Below are 13,197 nucleotides of genomic sequence, written 5' to 3' on the forward strand. Positions count from 1 at the left end.
GGCCGTCTCATTTATCGGGGGGTCCACTGTGGGTTATCGGGGCCCTGCTGAATAAGCCTCCTTGCATACTCCGGGGCAAGTTGGAGCTCTACGGAACGCGGTCCGTCGCGTCGAAGTAGCTGCGGACGGCGCTCGTCAAGCGGTGAGAGTTGTGTTTTCCCGCCTCATCCGGCGGACCAGGACTCGTCATGGTGGCGGCAATCTCATCCAGGGCTGCCCGCTCATCCTCGTCGGCTTCGGCGTCCCATCGCCGGTACGCCTCCAGCGCCGAAGCCTCCAGGTACTCGGCCAGTGCGGCGTTGACGGTCGCGGACATCGTGGCCCCGGACGTGCGCTGGACATGAGCAGTGAGCATCCGGTCGACCTCGGGGCATATGGATAAAGTGCGTTCGATCGCCCGCGTCATACCGCCGGAAGCTACCACCTGACAGTGGTAGCGCCGCAGCTGCGGCGCGCCGAATCGTCAACCAGCAACCGTAGGGATGTACCGATCACCCCTGTGCTGACCGCTCCCGCCTCCGCAGCCGCGCGGTCGGGCGACAGACCCGGATGCACCTACTACGGGTGTTCTCGATCAAGTTTCTCTTTACTTCCAAGTTGCCGCTGGGACCGCTCGGCGACCTCCTCGGAGACCCTACCCATCATCGATCTCGCCCGGCCGAGAGCCTGCATACCGAAACGACTAGCGGCACCAACACCCTCCGCCCCAGTCTCAAAAACCTTGCCCTTCACCTCGACTCCGGTGTCGAGAACCTTGGCGCCCACCTCGGACCCGGTCTCGAGGACCTTGTCGCGGGCTTCCATGGCCGCGTCGAGCCAGCGTCGGTGATCCCATGACCGGCGGTCGCGTTCAACGCCGAGCCGGCCGTTGAAATCGACGACGATCGTCGCGACGTGATTGGTCGACCGCACCACGGCGCGCGATGAGGTCGGGTTGAGCAGCACCTTCGCGTTGGCAGTGCCGGCGGCCGCGTCGATCCGGGCCATCAGGCGCTCCGTGGTGCGGAAAATGAGCTCGAGGCGCTTCTGTCGGGCGATCCGGATAGCGACGCGATGCTCTTCCAACTCATGCGCGGACGCGTCCAGCACGCGATCGAGTTCGAGTACGGCGACCGCGTCCTGGAGCTGGAAGCAGCGGGCCAGGACAGCGAGCCACTCCTGGACCTTGATCTCGGCTTCCTTCGACGTCGCGGCAAGGTCACCAACGTTGGCGGTCTCGAGTTTTTCTGCGATGGCGTCGAGCTGCCGCAACGCGTACGCCTGGGTCCGAGCCAGCGGCACCGGCGTTGCCTGCACCTTCGACCAGGTGACCTCGGAAACCCTGCCCACCTGCTCTCGGATGGTCAGCGCCTCGTCGATGACGAGCTCTACCCCGATCATGTCAGCCACCACCGCGTCGGTCTGAGCGCGGAGCACGGCGTCGACCTTTGCGTCGATTACGGCGAGATAGTCGGTGATCTCGTCCATGCTCTGTTTCATCGCGAGTTGCGCCATGAGGCCAGCGGCACCGGTCAGGATCGCCGGGTTTGTCAGCATCGCGCTCGGGGTCTGCACGATCTCGAGCAGGCCGGTGATCCTGCCGTGGTCGGTCAGCACGGCACGGCCGAGACCGTTCTCCGAGCCGCTCATCAGGTTGTACTTCTTCATCGCCTGGGCGGACTCCGCAGACAGTTGGACCCATCGACCGGAATGCTCGGAGATCTCGGCCCCGGCTTCGGCGATCTTGGATCCGGTACCGAGGGCGCTGCTGAGCCGTTTCAGCCCAAGGTCTTTCGACGGCAGCCGTTCCGCGGTGAGGAAACGATCGACAGCCGCCGGATGCCCGATGACCGCCAGGCCATCGCCGTCACTGATCAGCTGGATCTCGTTCTCCAACGTCTTGCTCCTTGAAGTGGGGCAGGGATCGGCCTCACGCTATGTCGGCTTCACCGGCCTCACCATGGTCCGCTCGTCTCGACTTCCTCGGAAGTGGACGATGTCGTGCAGGCACGCCTGCCTTTGAGCTACGGCGCTCGTACTACTCACGGTGACTTTCTGACAGCGACGACGCGCTGATCTGGGCATGTGTGGCGTCGGCCGGCATGGGAGGTCCAACCATGGAGAATGACGGTCCCCGGTTGGCTGGCCTGCACGGGCGGCGACAGTTTCGCAGCTGACTAGGCTCCGTCACGGGTCGGAAAGTCGGGTCGATCAGAACGACGCGATGATGCCGACGATCGGGGGGCGGCGTAGTCGGAGCAGGCGAGCGAGCCAGTTCCCTGCCCGTGCCATGACGTACCGGCGGGCCAGCAGCTTGCGGGCCAGCGCCGTCCCGTCGTCGTCCAGCACCCGGGCCGTTCCCGTCATGCTCGGCGCGTCCGGTGCCACCGCCCCGCGGAAGGAACACGGCTGTACCCGAATGCGCGGGTTGTTCCGGATCCGCTTGACCTTGCCCGAGCCCGCTTCGGTCACGATCCAGAGTTCGGTGCCGTGCGGTACGTGCCAGACCGGTGTGGCCACCGGGGTGCCGTCCTTGCGGTAGGTGGTCAGGCTGACGTACCGGCTACTGGCGATCTCATCGGCCGCGGTCACCAGGCCAGCGTAGCGAGTCGTGTCCGGGCCGCGCCCGCTGATCAAGCAGACATGCAGCCCGTCGAAAGTGGCCATCCTCTGGTCAGAGTGCGGCGGCGACGCAGGAGGCGACGAAGAGCACCTGCAGCAGCGTGCGCGGAACCAGGGGCGTGACCGGCCGATCGGCAATCTTGCGCTGACGCCGCGCCGCCGACACGTTGGCTGGGAACATCGCCAGGAGGAGGAGCGCGAGACAGATCGCCGCGACCGGTGTGGTCGACGGGAACGCTAGGCCGACGGCTCCGGCCAACTCCAGAACCCCGGTGATGGTGACCAGCAGCGGTGCCCGGGGCAGCCGAGGCGGCACCATCGCGATGAGCGAGTCGCGCCGCTTCGCACTGAAGTGGGCCACACCGGTCAGCACAAACATGAGGGCCAGTCCGCCACGCAGCGCCGGCTGCCAGCCGTCGAGCGCGTCGATGCCGAGCAGTCCAGCCATGCGCAGGACCAGCCAGCCGCCGATGAGGGCGATCAGGGGAGCCATCGCGTACCTCCATATCTTTCCATCGACAAGATAGCGTCCAGCGCGCGTATCTTGTCAATGACAAGTTGGTCTTGCCACATGAGTCCGTACCCTCACGGGAGGTCGAGAAGAGCCTGCTCGACCAGAGCATCGCGTACCGACAATCTCCCGCCTGAGCTCGGCCTGGACCTATCGGCCGCCGCCCGAGCTTGACCCGGAGCACGGGTCGTGCCGTCTTTCCTCGCAAGGTGGTGGCCAGTTCATCGACCAGGGCCGCCTTGCCGGCCGCGGAGGGGGGCCGCGGGAAGGGGCACGCCCGCAAACCGTTCGCGGAGCTGGCCGTCGTTGTCCTGCGACGACTCGACACCCCGCGCACTACATCGGCAAGGTCGCGCCTCGATTGCCGCCTGCAACTCGGTGTGACGCCCGACGGCGGCAGATGCGGATGCTTCATCAGATGCTGACTCACCGCGAGGACTACGGTGGTGGTGTGCAGATTCCCCATCTCGGTACGGTGACGAAGACCGCCGAGCCGGGCTGGTATCGCAGTGCGCCGATACCGGTGCCGGTGTTGGGCGGTGGGCCTTGCCGCATCCGGGTCGACGGCTACGACGACGACCCGGCGCAGGAGGACTTCCACGCCGCGATTCGCAATTTCCTCGCGCTCGACCGATCGGCGTTTGCGGTGGCTGCGCCATCGATCTACGCCTACTACCGCGATGTTGCGGATGACCTCCTGGCCGCCGGCGACGACGAGTGGCACGTTGAGATCAGCGGCCCCGACGAGGTCCTGGCCCATGTCCAGCTTGGCAACGAGCCGATCGTCGTGCGCGACCCCTACGACGATCGCCGCGTCTATGTCTCGATCGGGGGCGAGTGCGCATGGGAACCTGAGCACGGCTTGCAGATCGTGTTCCGCGACGGTGCCAGGGTGACCAAGGTGGGACCGTACGACGGACACCTCACCAACTCGGCCGCCTACGCCGACGACGAACTCGATGGCGTCGTCTACCACAGTTTCCGGTAACGGTGTAGCTGGACCCGCCTGCGCTCGACGCACCCGAAGCGCTCCGGGTACGCCGATCTCGGCTGGGCCGACACCAGTCGGACATCGCTGGTGGACGCTGGACGAACTGATCAGCAGCACGGACGCCATCTACCCCCTCGGATCCCCTGAACGCCCGATCCGCAGCAGATCCAGACAGCAGCGGCAGGTCGGCGAGGTCAAGGTCATATCCGCCGGCCCGGTAGCCCGTCCATGAGCGATTCTCACCGGTACGATGCGCCGGTGGAAATCTTGGCGCAGATGCGGTCCGTATCCACGCTCGAACGGTTGCTCTGCCATCCCAGGCTGCCGTTGATAGCCGGTTGGGAGACCGAACGCCCGGCGATCCGGATCTGGGAGTACACGGTCGGGCAGCTGCGTGAGGTTGGCGGTGTCGGTGCAGATTCGGTCGTCTACGACGCCCCCGGCTATGCCCGGCGCAAGCGGACACCCTCCGCCGCCTGGCATCCGGACGAGCCGCAGCTGATCGTAGCGGACGGTAACAGCACAGCCTGCTGGACTCCTTTGGGCATCACCACAATCGATGGCGTTCCGCCGACTGAGTACCAACGGGAAGTGGCATTCGGTCCGGACGGTCAGACGCTCTGGTTGTCGCCCAGCGGCGGAGAGAACGGCTGGGAGTCCTCCATCGCGCTCGACCTCGCCTCCGGCGCAACCGCAGTCGGCCCGCGCTGGGACACCGGAGTCGCGGCGTATCCGGGCGGTGGCCTCTTAGCCACTCTACAAAGCGAGCAGGGTGCCACGCTGGTGCTCTTCTCCCGGGATGAGCCGGTGCTGCGGCCATTGCGGCGGGTGTTGGTCCTCGACTGCGACGGCTACGAGACACCTATCTTCAGCCCGGATGGGCGGCATTTCGTAGTGCGGGGCAACGCCTACGAAGAATCGCTGGAGGTGTTCGAGTTTCCTTCGCTGCGTCGCGTTCTCGGCCTGACACTCGGGGACCCAAGTCCGGGGTACCCGTGCCCGCAGGAGCGGGTGGACAATATGCGCGCCTGGTCGCGCCACAATGTCGCGTTCGGGCCAGCTCCGGGTGTTCTCTGGATCGGTACGCCGGAGGGTGCCGTCATCGAGTTCGAGATCGACGGGAAACGGGCGGCCGAGTATGAGGCGCTGCCCGGGTCGATGGTGACGGCCCTGGCGGCCGCCGCTACCGGCGAGTTGATCGTTGCCGGCCGCGACGGCAGGCTTCTGGTGCTGTCGGGGGGACGGGCCGGCCCAGCCGAGGCATCAACCGCCGCAGTAACCGAGTTCCTTGCCGGCACCTCTGAGGCTTCAGTCATCGACATGAACCAACTTGACCTCACCGATGGAAACCGGATCTGGCAGCCCAGCGATCTGCAAACGGTCACCGACGCATCAGACAGCGACCCGTCATGGCTGAAGATCCGGGCTGCCATGAACCGGCTCACCTAACCTCAACGCGAGGGCGTCGCGCCGAGTTGCGCATCGCGGTTCGGTGGTCGGCAACGAGATACGAAATCACCCTCGGCGTGGGCTGTGGTCGGGCCGCGCACACGACTGCCAGCGGGGCACCTGTACGAACATTCGGATGATTGGCTGTGCTGATCTCGGCGCGTCCGGAGCCGGCAGCTGGCACCGCCATCAGCCATTGGACGATCGGTTCGCGGCGTGAGCGGATCTCGCTGTACCGCCCCGACACCGTCAACCGCCGAAGCAGCGCGTGGCGGCAGGTTCAGATTCGGACGCCCGCGATCGGCGACGCTGCTTCGAGTGAAGGGCTCAGGCACGTTATTCGCGCGAACAACGTGCCTGATCTGCCGTACACCTGTCGGTGGATTGGTGGCGAGCTGCCGCAGCGTGAGCGTGAAGAAGCGCCGGCCCGCTCGCGGCAGGGCCGGCGCTTCGACGGTGTCTGGGCGCAGGGGTAGGCGCGGCTGGTCAGTGGTGGTGCTTGGCCAGCTCGACGAAGGAGCGCCAGGCGGACGGGCCGAAGGTCAGGGTGCCGCCGTCGCGGTCCTTGGTGTCCCGGACCAGCACCCGGCCGGGCAGGTTGTCGGCCACCTCGACGCAGTTGCCGGATGAACCGTTCGACCGAGACGACTTCCGCCACGCTGGTTCATTGATCACTGAATCATCCTTAACATCAGGTCTCGGGTCTGGTCGGCGGACAGCGCCAACTCGTTGACTGCCTCCCAGACTAGTTCCAGTTCGAGTACGTCACCAGCGGTGGTGGCGACGCGACCACGCAGCAGATCGTCCAGATAGCCAACCCGCCTCCCGTCGCTCATGGTGGCCAGCGCCAGCGGGCCACCGAGGCCAGCGTGGAGCCCGGCCGACTCGGGAACCGCCCGGATCCGGATGTTCGGCCGGTGCCCGAGGTCGACCAGGTGGGCAAGCTGGTCCTTCATCACCTCGCGCGGACCACGACGCAACGCCGTCTCCTCGACCAGGACCACCAGATCCGCCGGAGGATCGCGGTCCAGCACCGCGCGCTGCCGCGTCTGACGGGTCGCGATCACCTCCTCGAGCCGCCCCCGGTTGGACGGCACGGCAGCGAAGACCTGCCGCATGTACGCCTCGGTCTGCAGCAGCCCAGGGACCAGGGTCGGCTCCCAGGCCCGCAGCAACACCGCGCGTCGCTCGTGATCGACCCAGGAGCGCAGCCACGGCTGGCGGTCCTCTCTGCCCTCCCTCGACAGCTGCTGAAGCTGGTCACCGGAGTTCAGTAACTTGTCGAGATCCTTCGCGGTGTCCTCCTTCGGCACCAGCCGGCCGGTCTCGAAGCTGGCGATGAGCGACTTCGACACGCCTACCGCTTTGGCCAACTGGGTCTGGTTCATGCGCTGAGACAGCCGGAGCCGTCGAAGCTCGGCAGGCAGTTCAGTCATGTTTATAACCTCCAATAACTCGGGCTCATCTTTACCTCTGTGACTTTCATATTGCCCTATGTCCGAGTAGAGGTCCAGGGTGGATCACGACGGGAAATCGACTCGACGAGTGAGGGGGGTCGACGGTGGAGGTGGGCGCGCTCGTCGGGGCGGCGCTGCTCGGCTTCTGCGCCGGGCTGTGGTCGTTCAAAGTGAAGTCCAGATGGTGCCCCAGCTGCGGGCGTGCGACCTGGCCGATGGAGCGGGGCGCCGACGGTGTCCAACGGCCACGCGGCGATGGAAGGCCCGGTGGGTAGCCGGCTGCTGCGGACGCCGGAGCCGAAACCAGGGGACGTGCTGTTGATCGGCCGGGAAGCGAGCATGCAGTTCGCCGGCGACCGGAGAATTCGATTTCGTGTCATCTCGGTGGACCGGAAACCGACCTACGACGGCTGGGTCTGGCTCACCGGCTACGTCATAGACGAACGCGGATACGCCGCCGATCGGCGGGAGATATTCGTGCAACGCGACGGACTCTACCGACTGGCGAAACGGCAGTCGACGGGACAATTGATCAAGGAGAGAAAAGATGATCACCGAGATGGTGCGTGACTGGTGGCTGCGCTGGCTCGACTGGCGTTCCGGCCGGTCGACGGCGTCCAGGCGTCTCGAATACCTGCGCCGCGAACGCCACGGACAACACCAACGCAGCCGTACGACGGCCCGGCACCGTCGACTCGACGGCAACCGGGGACGCCACTGGTCGGCGGAGGCCACCGTCCTGATCCCCACGCTGCGTCCGCTGATGACCTACGGCCAGCAGCTCGGCTACCGGCTACCGCCGCACGGCATGACCCGACCGACCGCCTGCTCCCGATGACTCCATGATTGAATGCGCTCCATCTGAACCACGCTCGGCGTGTCGTGCAGATGGAGCGCATCCGATCCTCAACCGAGGATGGCTCTCCGCTCAGGCTCGACCCGGGACCGCTGGACGACTCCCCGGAGAACCGGAAGGCGCCCAGCCCCATCGCCTGCACCAGGTCGAGGTCGTCGCGCCACAGGTCCCAGCTGTTGCAGGCCCGGCCGGACCGCTCGGCGAAGACCGTCGGCACGGACGCTGGCTCAAGATCACATGACGAAAAACTGGGACGCCGCCGGCGTGTCGCCCGAATTTCCGTCAAGTGATCATGGAGTCGTCAAGTGATCATGGAGTCAGGTGAGCTGCTGTACGGCGGACTGGATGGCGCGGTGCACCGTCGGGTACGCGTAGATCATGTGCCGCAGGCTGGTCAACGGCACCTCACCGTGCACCGCGACGGCGAGCGCGCCGAGCACCTCGCCGCCGGTCGGTCCCGCCGAGGTCGCCCCGACCAGCACGCCCCGGTCGGCGTCGGCGACCAGCTTGATGAAACCGTCGTTACCCGGCCCATGGATCCAGCCACGCGACGACTGCGCGACGTCGGTCACCGCCACCGCGACGTTCACGCCCTGCTCGCGGGCCTGGCGTTCGGTCAGGCCGACCGCGCCGATCTCCGGGTCGGTGAAGGTGACCCGGGGGACCGCCCGGTACTCGGCCGCCGGGCCGCCCTGGTCGAGAATGTCGCGCACCGCCACGTCCGCCTGGTACATGGCCAGGTGGGTGAAGGCACCGTGACCGGCCACGTCACCGACCGCCCACAGCCCGTCGGCGACCGGCATCCGCTCGTCGGTGACCCGCATCCGCTCGTCGACCGGCAGGTGCCGGGCCGCCGGATCCAGCCCGACGGTGTCGATGCCGAGTCCACCGAGGTCGCTGCGCCGACCGGTGGCGACCAGCAGCCGCTGCCCGCTCTCCGGGCCGCCCTGCGACAGGTGCACGGCGAACGTGTCGTCGCGGTGCTCGACCCACTCGGCGCGGCTACCGAGCCGCAGCCGGATCCCGTCGTCGCCGAGGGCGCGGGCGGCCAGCGCCGACGACTCCGGCTCCTCCCGGGACAGCAGCCGCTCACTGGGCTCGACGATGGTCACCCGTACGCCGAACCGGGCGAACACCTGGGCCAGCTCCAGCCCGATCGCGCCGCCGCCGAGCACGACCAGCGACTCGGGCAGGTCGGTGACCTCGATCGCCTCCTTGTTGGTCCAGTACGGCGTGCCGGACAGTCCGTCGATCGGCGGCACCACCGGCACGGTGCCGGTGGCGAGCACCACGCCCCGGCGGGCGCTGAACTCCTGCCCGTCGACGTCGACCCGCCCGGGTCCGGCGAGCCGGGCGGTGCCGTGCAGCACCCGTACCCCTTTGCCGGTGAGCCGGTCGACGGCGGCCGTGTCCGACCAGCCGGCGGTGGCCTCGTCGCGGATCCGTCGGGCCACCGGCGTCCAACTCGGACGGATGTCGGCGGTGCCGGCCAGGCCGTCGATCCGGCGGCCCTCAGCGAGCGCGTTCGCCGCCCGGATCATCATCTTGCTCGGTACGCACCCCCAGTACGGGCACTCGCCGCCGACCAACCGGCGCTCCACACCGACCACGTCCAGCCCGGCCTGGCTGAGCCGGCCGGCGACCTCCTCACCGGCCACGCCCAACCCGACGACGACGACGTCCACCTGTTGCGGCTCACTCATCCGGCCAGCATGTCACCACCGTCGGCGGCCCGCCGACCGGGCGGCCCGCTGATCGGACGCCGACTCAGCGGTCCGACAGTGGCGGCGGGTAGTCCAGGCCGGCGCGGACGGCGAGCGGCAACCGCCACGGCTCGTGCACCGCCGCCCCGGCAACGCTGGCCAGCTCCGGCACCCAGCGCCGAACGTACTCGCCGGCCGGGTCGAAGCGGTGCGCCTGGCGCAGCGGGTTGAAACCCCGGTACGGACGGGTGTCGTTGCCGGTACCGGCGACCCACTGCCAGTTGCCTGAGTTGTTCGGCAGGTCGCCGTCGAGCAGCCAGCGGCCGAACCAGCTGAGGCCGTCCCGCCAGTCCAGGCCGAGCTCCTTGGTGAGGTACCCGGCGGTGATCAGCCGGGCGCGGTTGTGCATCCAGCCTTGCGCCCGCAGTTGCCGCATGCCGGCGTCGACGATCGGCACCCCGGTGTGCCCGGTCTGCCAGGCGTCGAGGGCGTCGGCGTCGTAGCGCCACTGCTCGGCGGCCCCGCGCCGGTACGCGGTGGTCGCCAGGTCGGGGAAGGCGTTCGCGACCTGGTAGTGGAAGTCCCGCCAGCACAGTTGCCGGACGAACGGACCGGCGCGGTCCCCGGCGGCGGTGGCGACCTCCAGCGGCGACAGACAGCCGAACCGCAGGTAGGGGCTGAGCCGCGAGGTGGCGTCGCCAGCCAGGTCATCGTGGCTGTCGCCGTACCGGTCGAGGTCGCCCAGCCAGTCGCGCAGCCGGCGCCGCCCGACGGTCTCGCCCCCGGCTGCAGCCTGCGGCGACTCTCCGTCCGGCACAGCCGGCAGCCGTCCGACGCCGGGACCGCCGGGTAGCCGGATCCGCTCCGGAGCGGCGTACGCGGTGCGCCAGTCGGCGCCGGCCCAGGCCCGGAAGTACGGCGTGAAGACCTTGTAGTGGTCGCCGTTGGTCGGGGTCAGCGCGCCCGGGTCGACGACGGTCAGCCCGGGAAACGCGCGGAACGCGATCCGGTGCCGCTCGCATTCGTCGGACAGCCGCCGCTGCCGGTCCCGGGCGTAGTGGCTGACGTCGGCGGAGACGGCGACGCCGTCGGCGTCGACCTCACGGGCCAGCCGAACTGTCTCGGCCACCGGGTCGCCGCGGCGGATCAGCAGGTCGCCGCCGAGCCCGCGCAGGGTCGCCCGCAGGTCGGCGAGGCTCTGGCGCAGGAACCGGTCGCGGTTGGCCGACCGGCCGGCCAACTGTGGGTCGAGGACGAACAGCGGCACCACCTGTTCGGCGGTGGCGCAGGCGGTGGCCAGCGCCGGCTGGTCGTTCACCCGCAGGTCGCGGGTGAACAGCACGACAGCGGTACGCACGGCGCTACGGTGCGGTCGGTGAGGGAACGGTCGGCTCAGGCGCTGGCGAGGTCGGCGGCGGTGTCGGTGTCGGTGTCGGCGGGGCGGTGACGTCGACCGGGCCGGGCAGGGTGACCGGGGTGCCGGCCGGGGTGAGCAGGGACCGCAGCGCCACGGTGGCCCGGCGGCGGTTTCCGACGGTGGCCCGGCGTCGGAACACGTCGTAGCCCTGCGCGGCGATCTCGTCGAGGATGCCGCCGTACAGCGCGTACGCGGTGCGGATGCAGGCCTGCGAGGCGGGTTCGAGCAGGGTGACGCCGGGGGCGGCCGCCGCGTAGTGGCCCCGGGCGCGGCCGACCTCGTACCGGATCAGCTCGATGATCGGCGGGGTCGCCCGGCGGCGTCGGGCGGCGTCGACCAGGTCGTCCCGGGTCACCCCGAACCGCGCCAGGTCCTCGTCCGGCAGGTAGGTGCGGCCACGGTCCAGGTCCTCGGCGACGTCCCGGATGAAGTTGGTGAGCTGGAAGGCGAAGCCGAGCTGTCGGGCCGGTTCGCGGGCGGCGGCCCGGTCGGTGCTGCCCAGGATCGGCAGCATCATGGTGCCGATCACCGCCGCCGAGCCCTCCATGTAGTCGAGCAGGTCGGTGTAGCGCGGGTACGAGGTGAGGGTCAGGTCCATCGCCATGCTGCGCAGGAACGCGGTGAAGTCCGCCTTGTCCAGGTCGAACACCGCGATGGTGTGCAGTACGGCGGGCAGCAGCGGGTCGTCGACCGGGGCACCGTGCAGCCCGGCGAGGAACCGCTGCCCCCACTGGTCGAGGGCGGCGGCCCGGTCGGCGGGCGGCAACTGGTCGGTGCGGTCGACGATCTCATCGGCGTACCGGGTAAATCCGTATAAAGCGTGAACATGCCGGCGTTTCCACTGCGGCAGTAGCCGGGTCGCGAGATAGTAGGTGCGCCCGTGTCGTCGGTGCAGGTCACGGCAGTTCGCGTAGGCAGCGGGCAGATCGACGTTCACCGGGCCTCCTCGATTATCGACGCAAGAATCGACGCAACTTCTGACCCTAGGGTACGCTCGATCGCGTGGCCAATCACACAGTTGCCGGCACCGACCGCAGCGCGTCGGTCGACGAGCCGGCCGGGTCGGCCACCCCCGGCTCGCCGCCGGCTCGCCGCCGTGACCTGCTGACCGCAGCCGTCGACGACACGTTGATCGATTTCCTCTCCGCCGAGATCGACGCGCTCGACCGGATCGATCCGGCGCTACGCCCGTTCGTCCAGATCGCCCGGGACACCGTGCTCGCTGGCGGCAAACGGCTGCGGCCGGTCTTCGCCCACTGGGGCTGGCGCGGGGTGGCCGGCCCGGACGCGCCGCTGGCCCCGGTGTTGCCGGCGCTGGCAGCGCTGGAGCTGCTGCATGCGTTCGCGCTGGTGCACGACGACGTGATGGACGGTTCCGCGACCCGTCGCGGCCGCCCCACCGCCCATCGCCGGCTGGCCGGGCAGCACCGGGCGGCCGGCCGCGACGGCGACCCCGACCGGTTCGGCGACGGTGCCGCTGTGCTGGTCGGCGACCTCTGCCTGGTCTGGGCCGACCGGCTGCTCGGCCAGGCCGGCGTGCCACCTCGCGCTCTGCTGGACGTGCGGCGCTGCTACGACCAGATGCGGGTCGAGACGATCGCCGGGCAGTACCTGGACGTCCTCGGCGAGACCGAGGCCGACACCTGGTCGGTCGACCGGGCGCTGCGGGTGGCCCGGCACAAGACCGCCAGCTACACCGTGCTGCGGCCGCTGCACCTCGGTGCGGCCCTCGCCGGACCCGGTACCGATCCGGTGATCCACGAGGCCTACCGGCGTTACGGCACCAACGTCGGCGAGGCGTTCCAGCTGCGCGACGACCTGCTCGGCGTCTTCGGTGACCCGGCCACCACCGGCAAACCTGCCGGCGACGACCTGCGGACCGGCAAGCCCACCGTGCTGCTGCTGATCGCCCGCGAGTTGGCCACCGAGGCGCAACGCGCCGAACTCACCCGGCCGCCGTCCGGCGCTGGTTGGCAGTCCGACCAGGAGTCCGACCGGGAGTCCGACCGGCGGGTGGACCGGTTGGTCGAGATCGTCGTCGAGACCGGTGCCGCCGACCAGGTGGAACAGCTGATCGAGCAACGGGTACGGGACGCGGTCGACGCACTGGCCGACGCCCCGATCGACCCGGCCGCCCGTCGCGTGCTCACCGGCCTGGCGGTGACCGCCACCACTCGGCAGGCATGATGTGAGCATTGCTCAGGAGGAGGTG

At 68.9% G+C, this 13,197-nt stretch carries 15 protein-coding genes; 6 read left to right on the forward strand and 9 right to left on the reverse strand.

The features are described 5' to 3' along the window. Window positions 1-88: 88 nt before the first annotated feature. The 4 genes from ACFHWT_RS24190 to ACFHWT_RS24205 form a co-directional block, all read right to left on the reverse strand. Window positions 89-406: a hypothetical protein gene (locus tag ACFHWT_RS24190; protein WP_416596984.1), complete on the reverse strand. Its 318-nt coding sequence runs from the start codon at window positions 404-406 to the stop codon at window positions 89-91. 152 nt (window positions 407-558) lie between these two features. Beyond that, complete coding sequence (locus tag ACFHWT_RS24195; protein WP_416596985.1) at window positions 559-1,875, reverse strand: hypothetical protein; 1,317 nt, start codon at window positions 1,873-1,875, stop codon at window positions 559-561. Window positions 1,876-2,190: 315 nt separating this feature from the next. Beyond that, window positions 2,191-2,571, reverse strand: a complete 381-nt coding sequence (locus tag ACFHWT_RS24200; RefSeq protein ID WP_416596986.1) for a PPOX class F420-dependent oxidoreductase — start codon at window positions 2,569-2,571, stop codon at window positions 2,191-2,193. A gap of 82 nt (window positions 2,572-2,653) precedes the next feature. Next, window positions 2,654-3,094: a DoxX family protein gene (locus ACFHWT_RS24205; protein ID WP_416596988.1), complete on the reverse strand. Its 441-nt coding sequence runs from the start codon at window positions 3,092-3,094 to the stop codon at window positions 2,654-2,656. 436 nt (window positions 3,095-3,530) lie between these two features. Here ACFHWT_RS24205 and ACFHWT_RS24210 point away from each other — a divergent pair, with 436 nt between their 5' ends. The 3 genes from ACFHWT_RS24210 (at window position 3,531) to ACFHWT_RS24220 (ending at window position 6,028) form a co-directional block, all read left to right on the forward strand. Then, window positions 3,531-4,100 carry a DUF6985 domain-containing protein gene (locus ACFHWT_RS24210; RefSeq protein WP_416596990.1) on the forward strand — a complete coding sequence of 190 codons (570 nt, stop codon included), beginning with the start codon at window positions 3,531-3,533 and terminating at the stop codon, window positions 4,098-4,100. A 261-nt stretch (window positions 4,101-4,361) separates the two neighbouring features. Continuing rightward, on the forward strand, window positions 4,362-5,552 hold the full coding sequence (locus tag ACFHWT_RS24215) for a hypothetical protein (protein ID WP_416596991.1): 1,191 nt from the start codon (window positions 4,362-4,364) through the stop codon (window positions 5,550-5,552). 146 nt (window positions 5,553-5,698) lie between these two features. Beyond that, window positions 5,699-6,028: a hypothetical protein gene (locus tag ACFHWT_RS24220; RefSeq protein WP_416596992.1), complete on the forward strand. Its 330-nt coding sequence runs from the start codon at window positions 5,699-5,701 to the stop codon at window positions 6,026-6,028. 10 nt (window positions 6,029-6,038) lie between these two features. Here ACFHWT_RS24220 and ACFHWT_RS24225 read toward each other — a convergent pair whose 3' ends face one another. Beyond that, the gene (locus ACFHWT_RS24225) at window positions 6,039-6,224 is read right to left on the reverse strand and encodes a DUF397 domain-containing protein (protein ID WP_416597035.1); all 186 of its coding nucleotides are present in this window, start codon (window positions 6,222-6,224) and stop codon (window positions 6,039-6,041) included. After that, complete coding sequence (locus tag ACFHWT_RS24230) at window positions 6,224-6,988, reverse strand: helix-turn-helix domain-containing protein (RefSeq protein WP_416596993.1); 765 nt, start codon at window positions 6,986-6,988, stop codon at window positions 6,224-6,226. The genes ACFHWT_RS24225 and ACFHWT_RS24230 overlap by 1 nt, the downstream gene beginning before the upstream one ends. A gap of 255 nt (window positions 6,989-7,243) precedes the next feature. Here ACFHWT_RS24230 and ACFHWT_RS24235 point away from each other — a divergent pair, with 255 nt between their 5' ends. Further along, window positions 7,244-7,579: a hypothetical protein gene (locus ACFHWT_RS24235; protein WP_416596994.1), complete on the forward strand. Its 336-nt coding sequence runs from the start codon at window positions 7,244-7,246 to the stop codon at window positions 7,577-7,579. Continuing rightward, window positions 7,557-7,847 carry a hypothetical protein gene (locus ACFHWT_RS24240; protein WP_416596995.1) on the forward strand — a complete coding sequence of 97 codons (291 nt, stop codon included), beginning with the start codon at window positions 7,557-7,559 and terminating at the stop codon, window positions 7,845-7,847. Before ACFHWT_RS24235 ends, ACFHWT_RS24240 begins: the two co-directional genes overlap by 23 nt. 335 nt (window positions 7,848-8,182) lie before the next feature. On the opposite strand, the gene ACFHWT_RS24245 is transcribed toward ACFHWT_RS24240, so the two are convergent. The 3 genes from ACFHWT_RS24245 to ACFHWT_RS24255 form a co-directional block, all read right to left on the reverse strand. Beyond that, on the reverse strand, window positions 8,183-9,568 hold the full coding sequence (locus ACFHWT_RS24245) for a dihydrolipoyl dehydrogenase family protein (RefSeq protein ID WP_416596996.1): 1,386 nt from the start codon (window positions 9,566-9,568) through the stop codon (window positions 8,183-8,185). 64 nt (window positions 9,569-9,632) lie between these two features. Next, window positions 9,633-10,925 carry a cryptochrome/photolyase family protein gene (locus ACFHWT_RS24250; protein ID WP_416596997.1) on the reverse strand — a complete coding sequence of 431 codons (1,293 nt, stop codon included), beginning with the start codon at window positions 10,923-10,925 and terminating at the stop codon, window positions 9,633-9,635. A 4-nt stretch (window positions 10,926-10,929) separates the two neighbouring features. Next, window positions 10,930-11,922, reverse strand: coding sequence for a phytoene/squalene synthase family protein (locus tag ACFHWT_RS24255; RefSeq protein ID WP_416596998.1), 993 nt, complete (start codon window positions 11,920-11,922; stop codon window positions 10,930-10,932). Window positions 11,923-11,987: 65 nt separating this feature from the next. Here ACFHWT_RS24255 and ACFHWT_RS24260 point away from each other — a divergent pair, with 65 nt between their 5' ends. After that, entirely contained in the window at window positions 11,988-13,172 is a 1,185-nt protein-coding gene (locus ACFHWT_RS24260; RefSeq protein ID WP_416596999.1) for a polyprenyl synthetase family protein, read from the forward strand. Window positions 13,173-13,197: the final 25 nt, after the last annotated feature.

The organism is Micromonospora sp. LOL_021, from assembly GCF_048060215.1.
In the GTDB taxonomy this organism is placed as follows: domain Bacteria; phylum Actinomycetota; class Actinomycetes; order Mycobacteriales; family Micromonosporaceae; genus Micromonospora_E.

Coding starts and splice junctions, on each gene's coding strand:
- ACFHWT_RS24190 (WP_416596984.1), bottom strand. CDS start 406: ATGACGCGGGCGATCGAACGCACTTTATCCATATGCCCCGAGGTCGAC.
- ACFHWT_RS24205 (WP_416596988.1), bottom strand. CDS start 3,094: ATGGCTCCCCTGATCGCCCTCATCGGCGGCTGGCTGGTCCTGCGCATG.
- ACFHWT_RS24210 (WP_416596990.1), top strand. CDS start 3,531: ATGCTGACTCACCGCGAGGACTACGGTGGTGGTGTGCAGATTCCCCAT.
- ACFHWT_RS24230 (WP_416596993.1), bottom strand. CDS start 6,988: ATGACTGAACTGCCTGCCGAGCTTCGACGGCTCCGGCTGTCTCAGCGC.
- ACFHWT_RS24240 (WP_416596995.1), top strand. CDS start 7,557: ATGATCACCGAGATGGTGCGTGACTGGTGGCTGCGCTGGCTCGACTGG.
- ACFHWT_RS24245 (WP_416596996.1), bottom strand. CDS start 9,568: ATGAGTGAGCCGCAACAGGTGGACGTCGTCGTCGTCGGGTTGGGCGTG.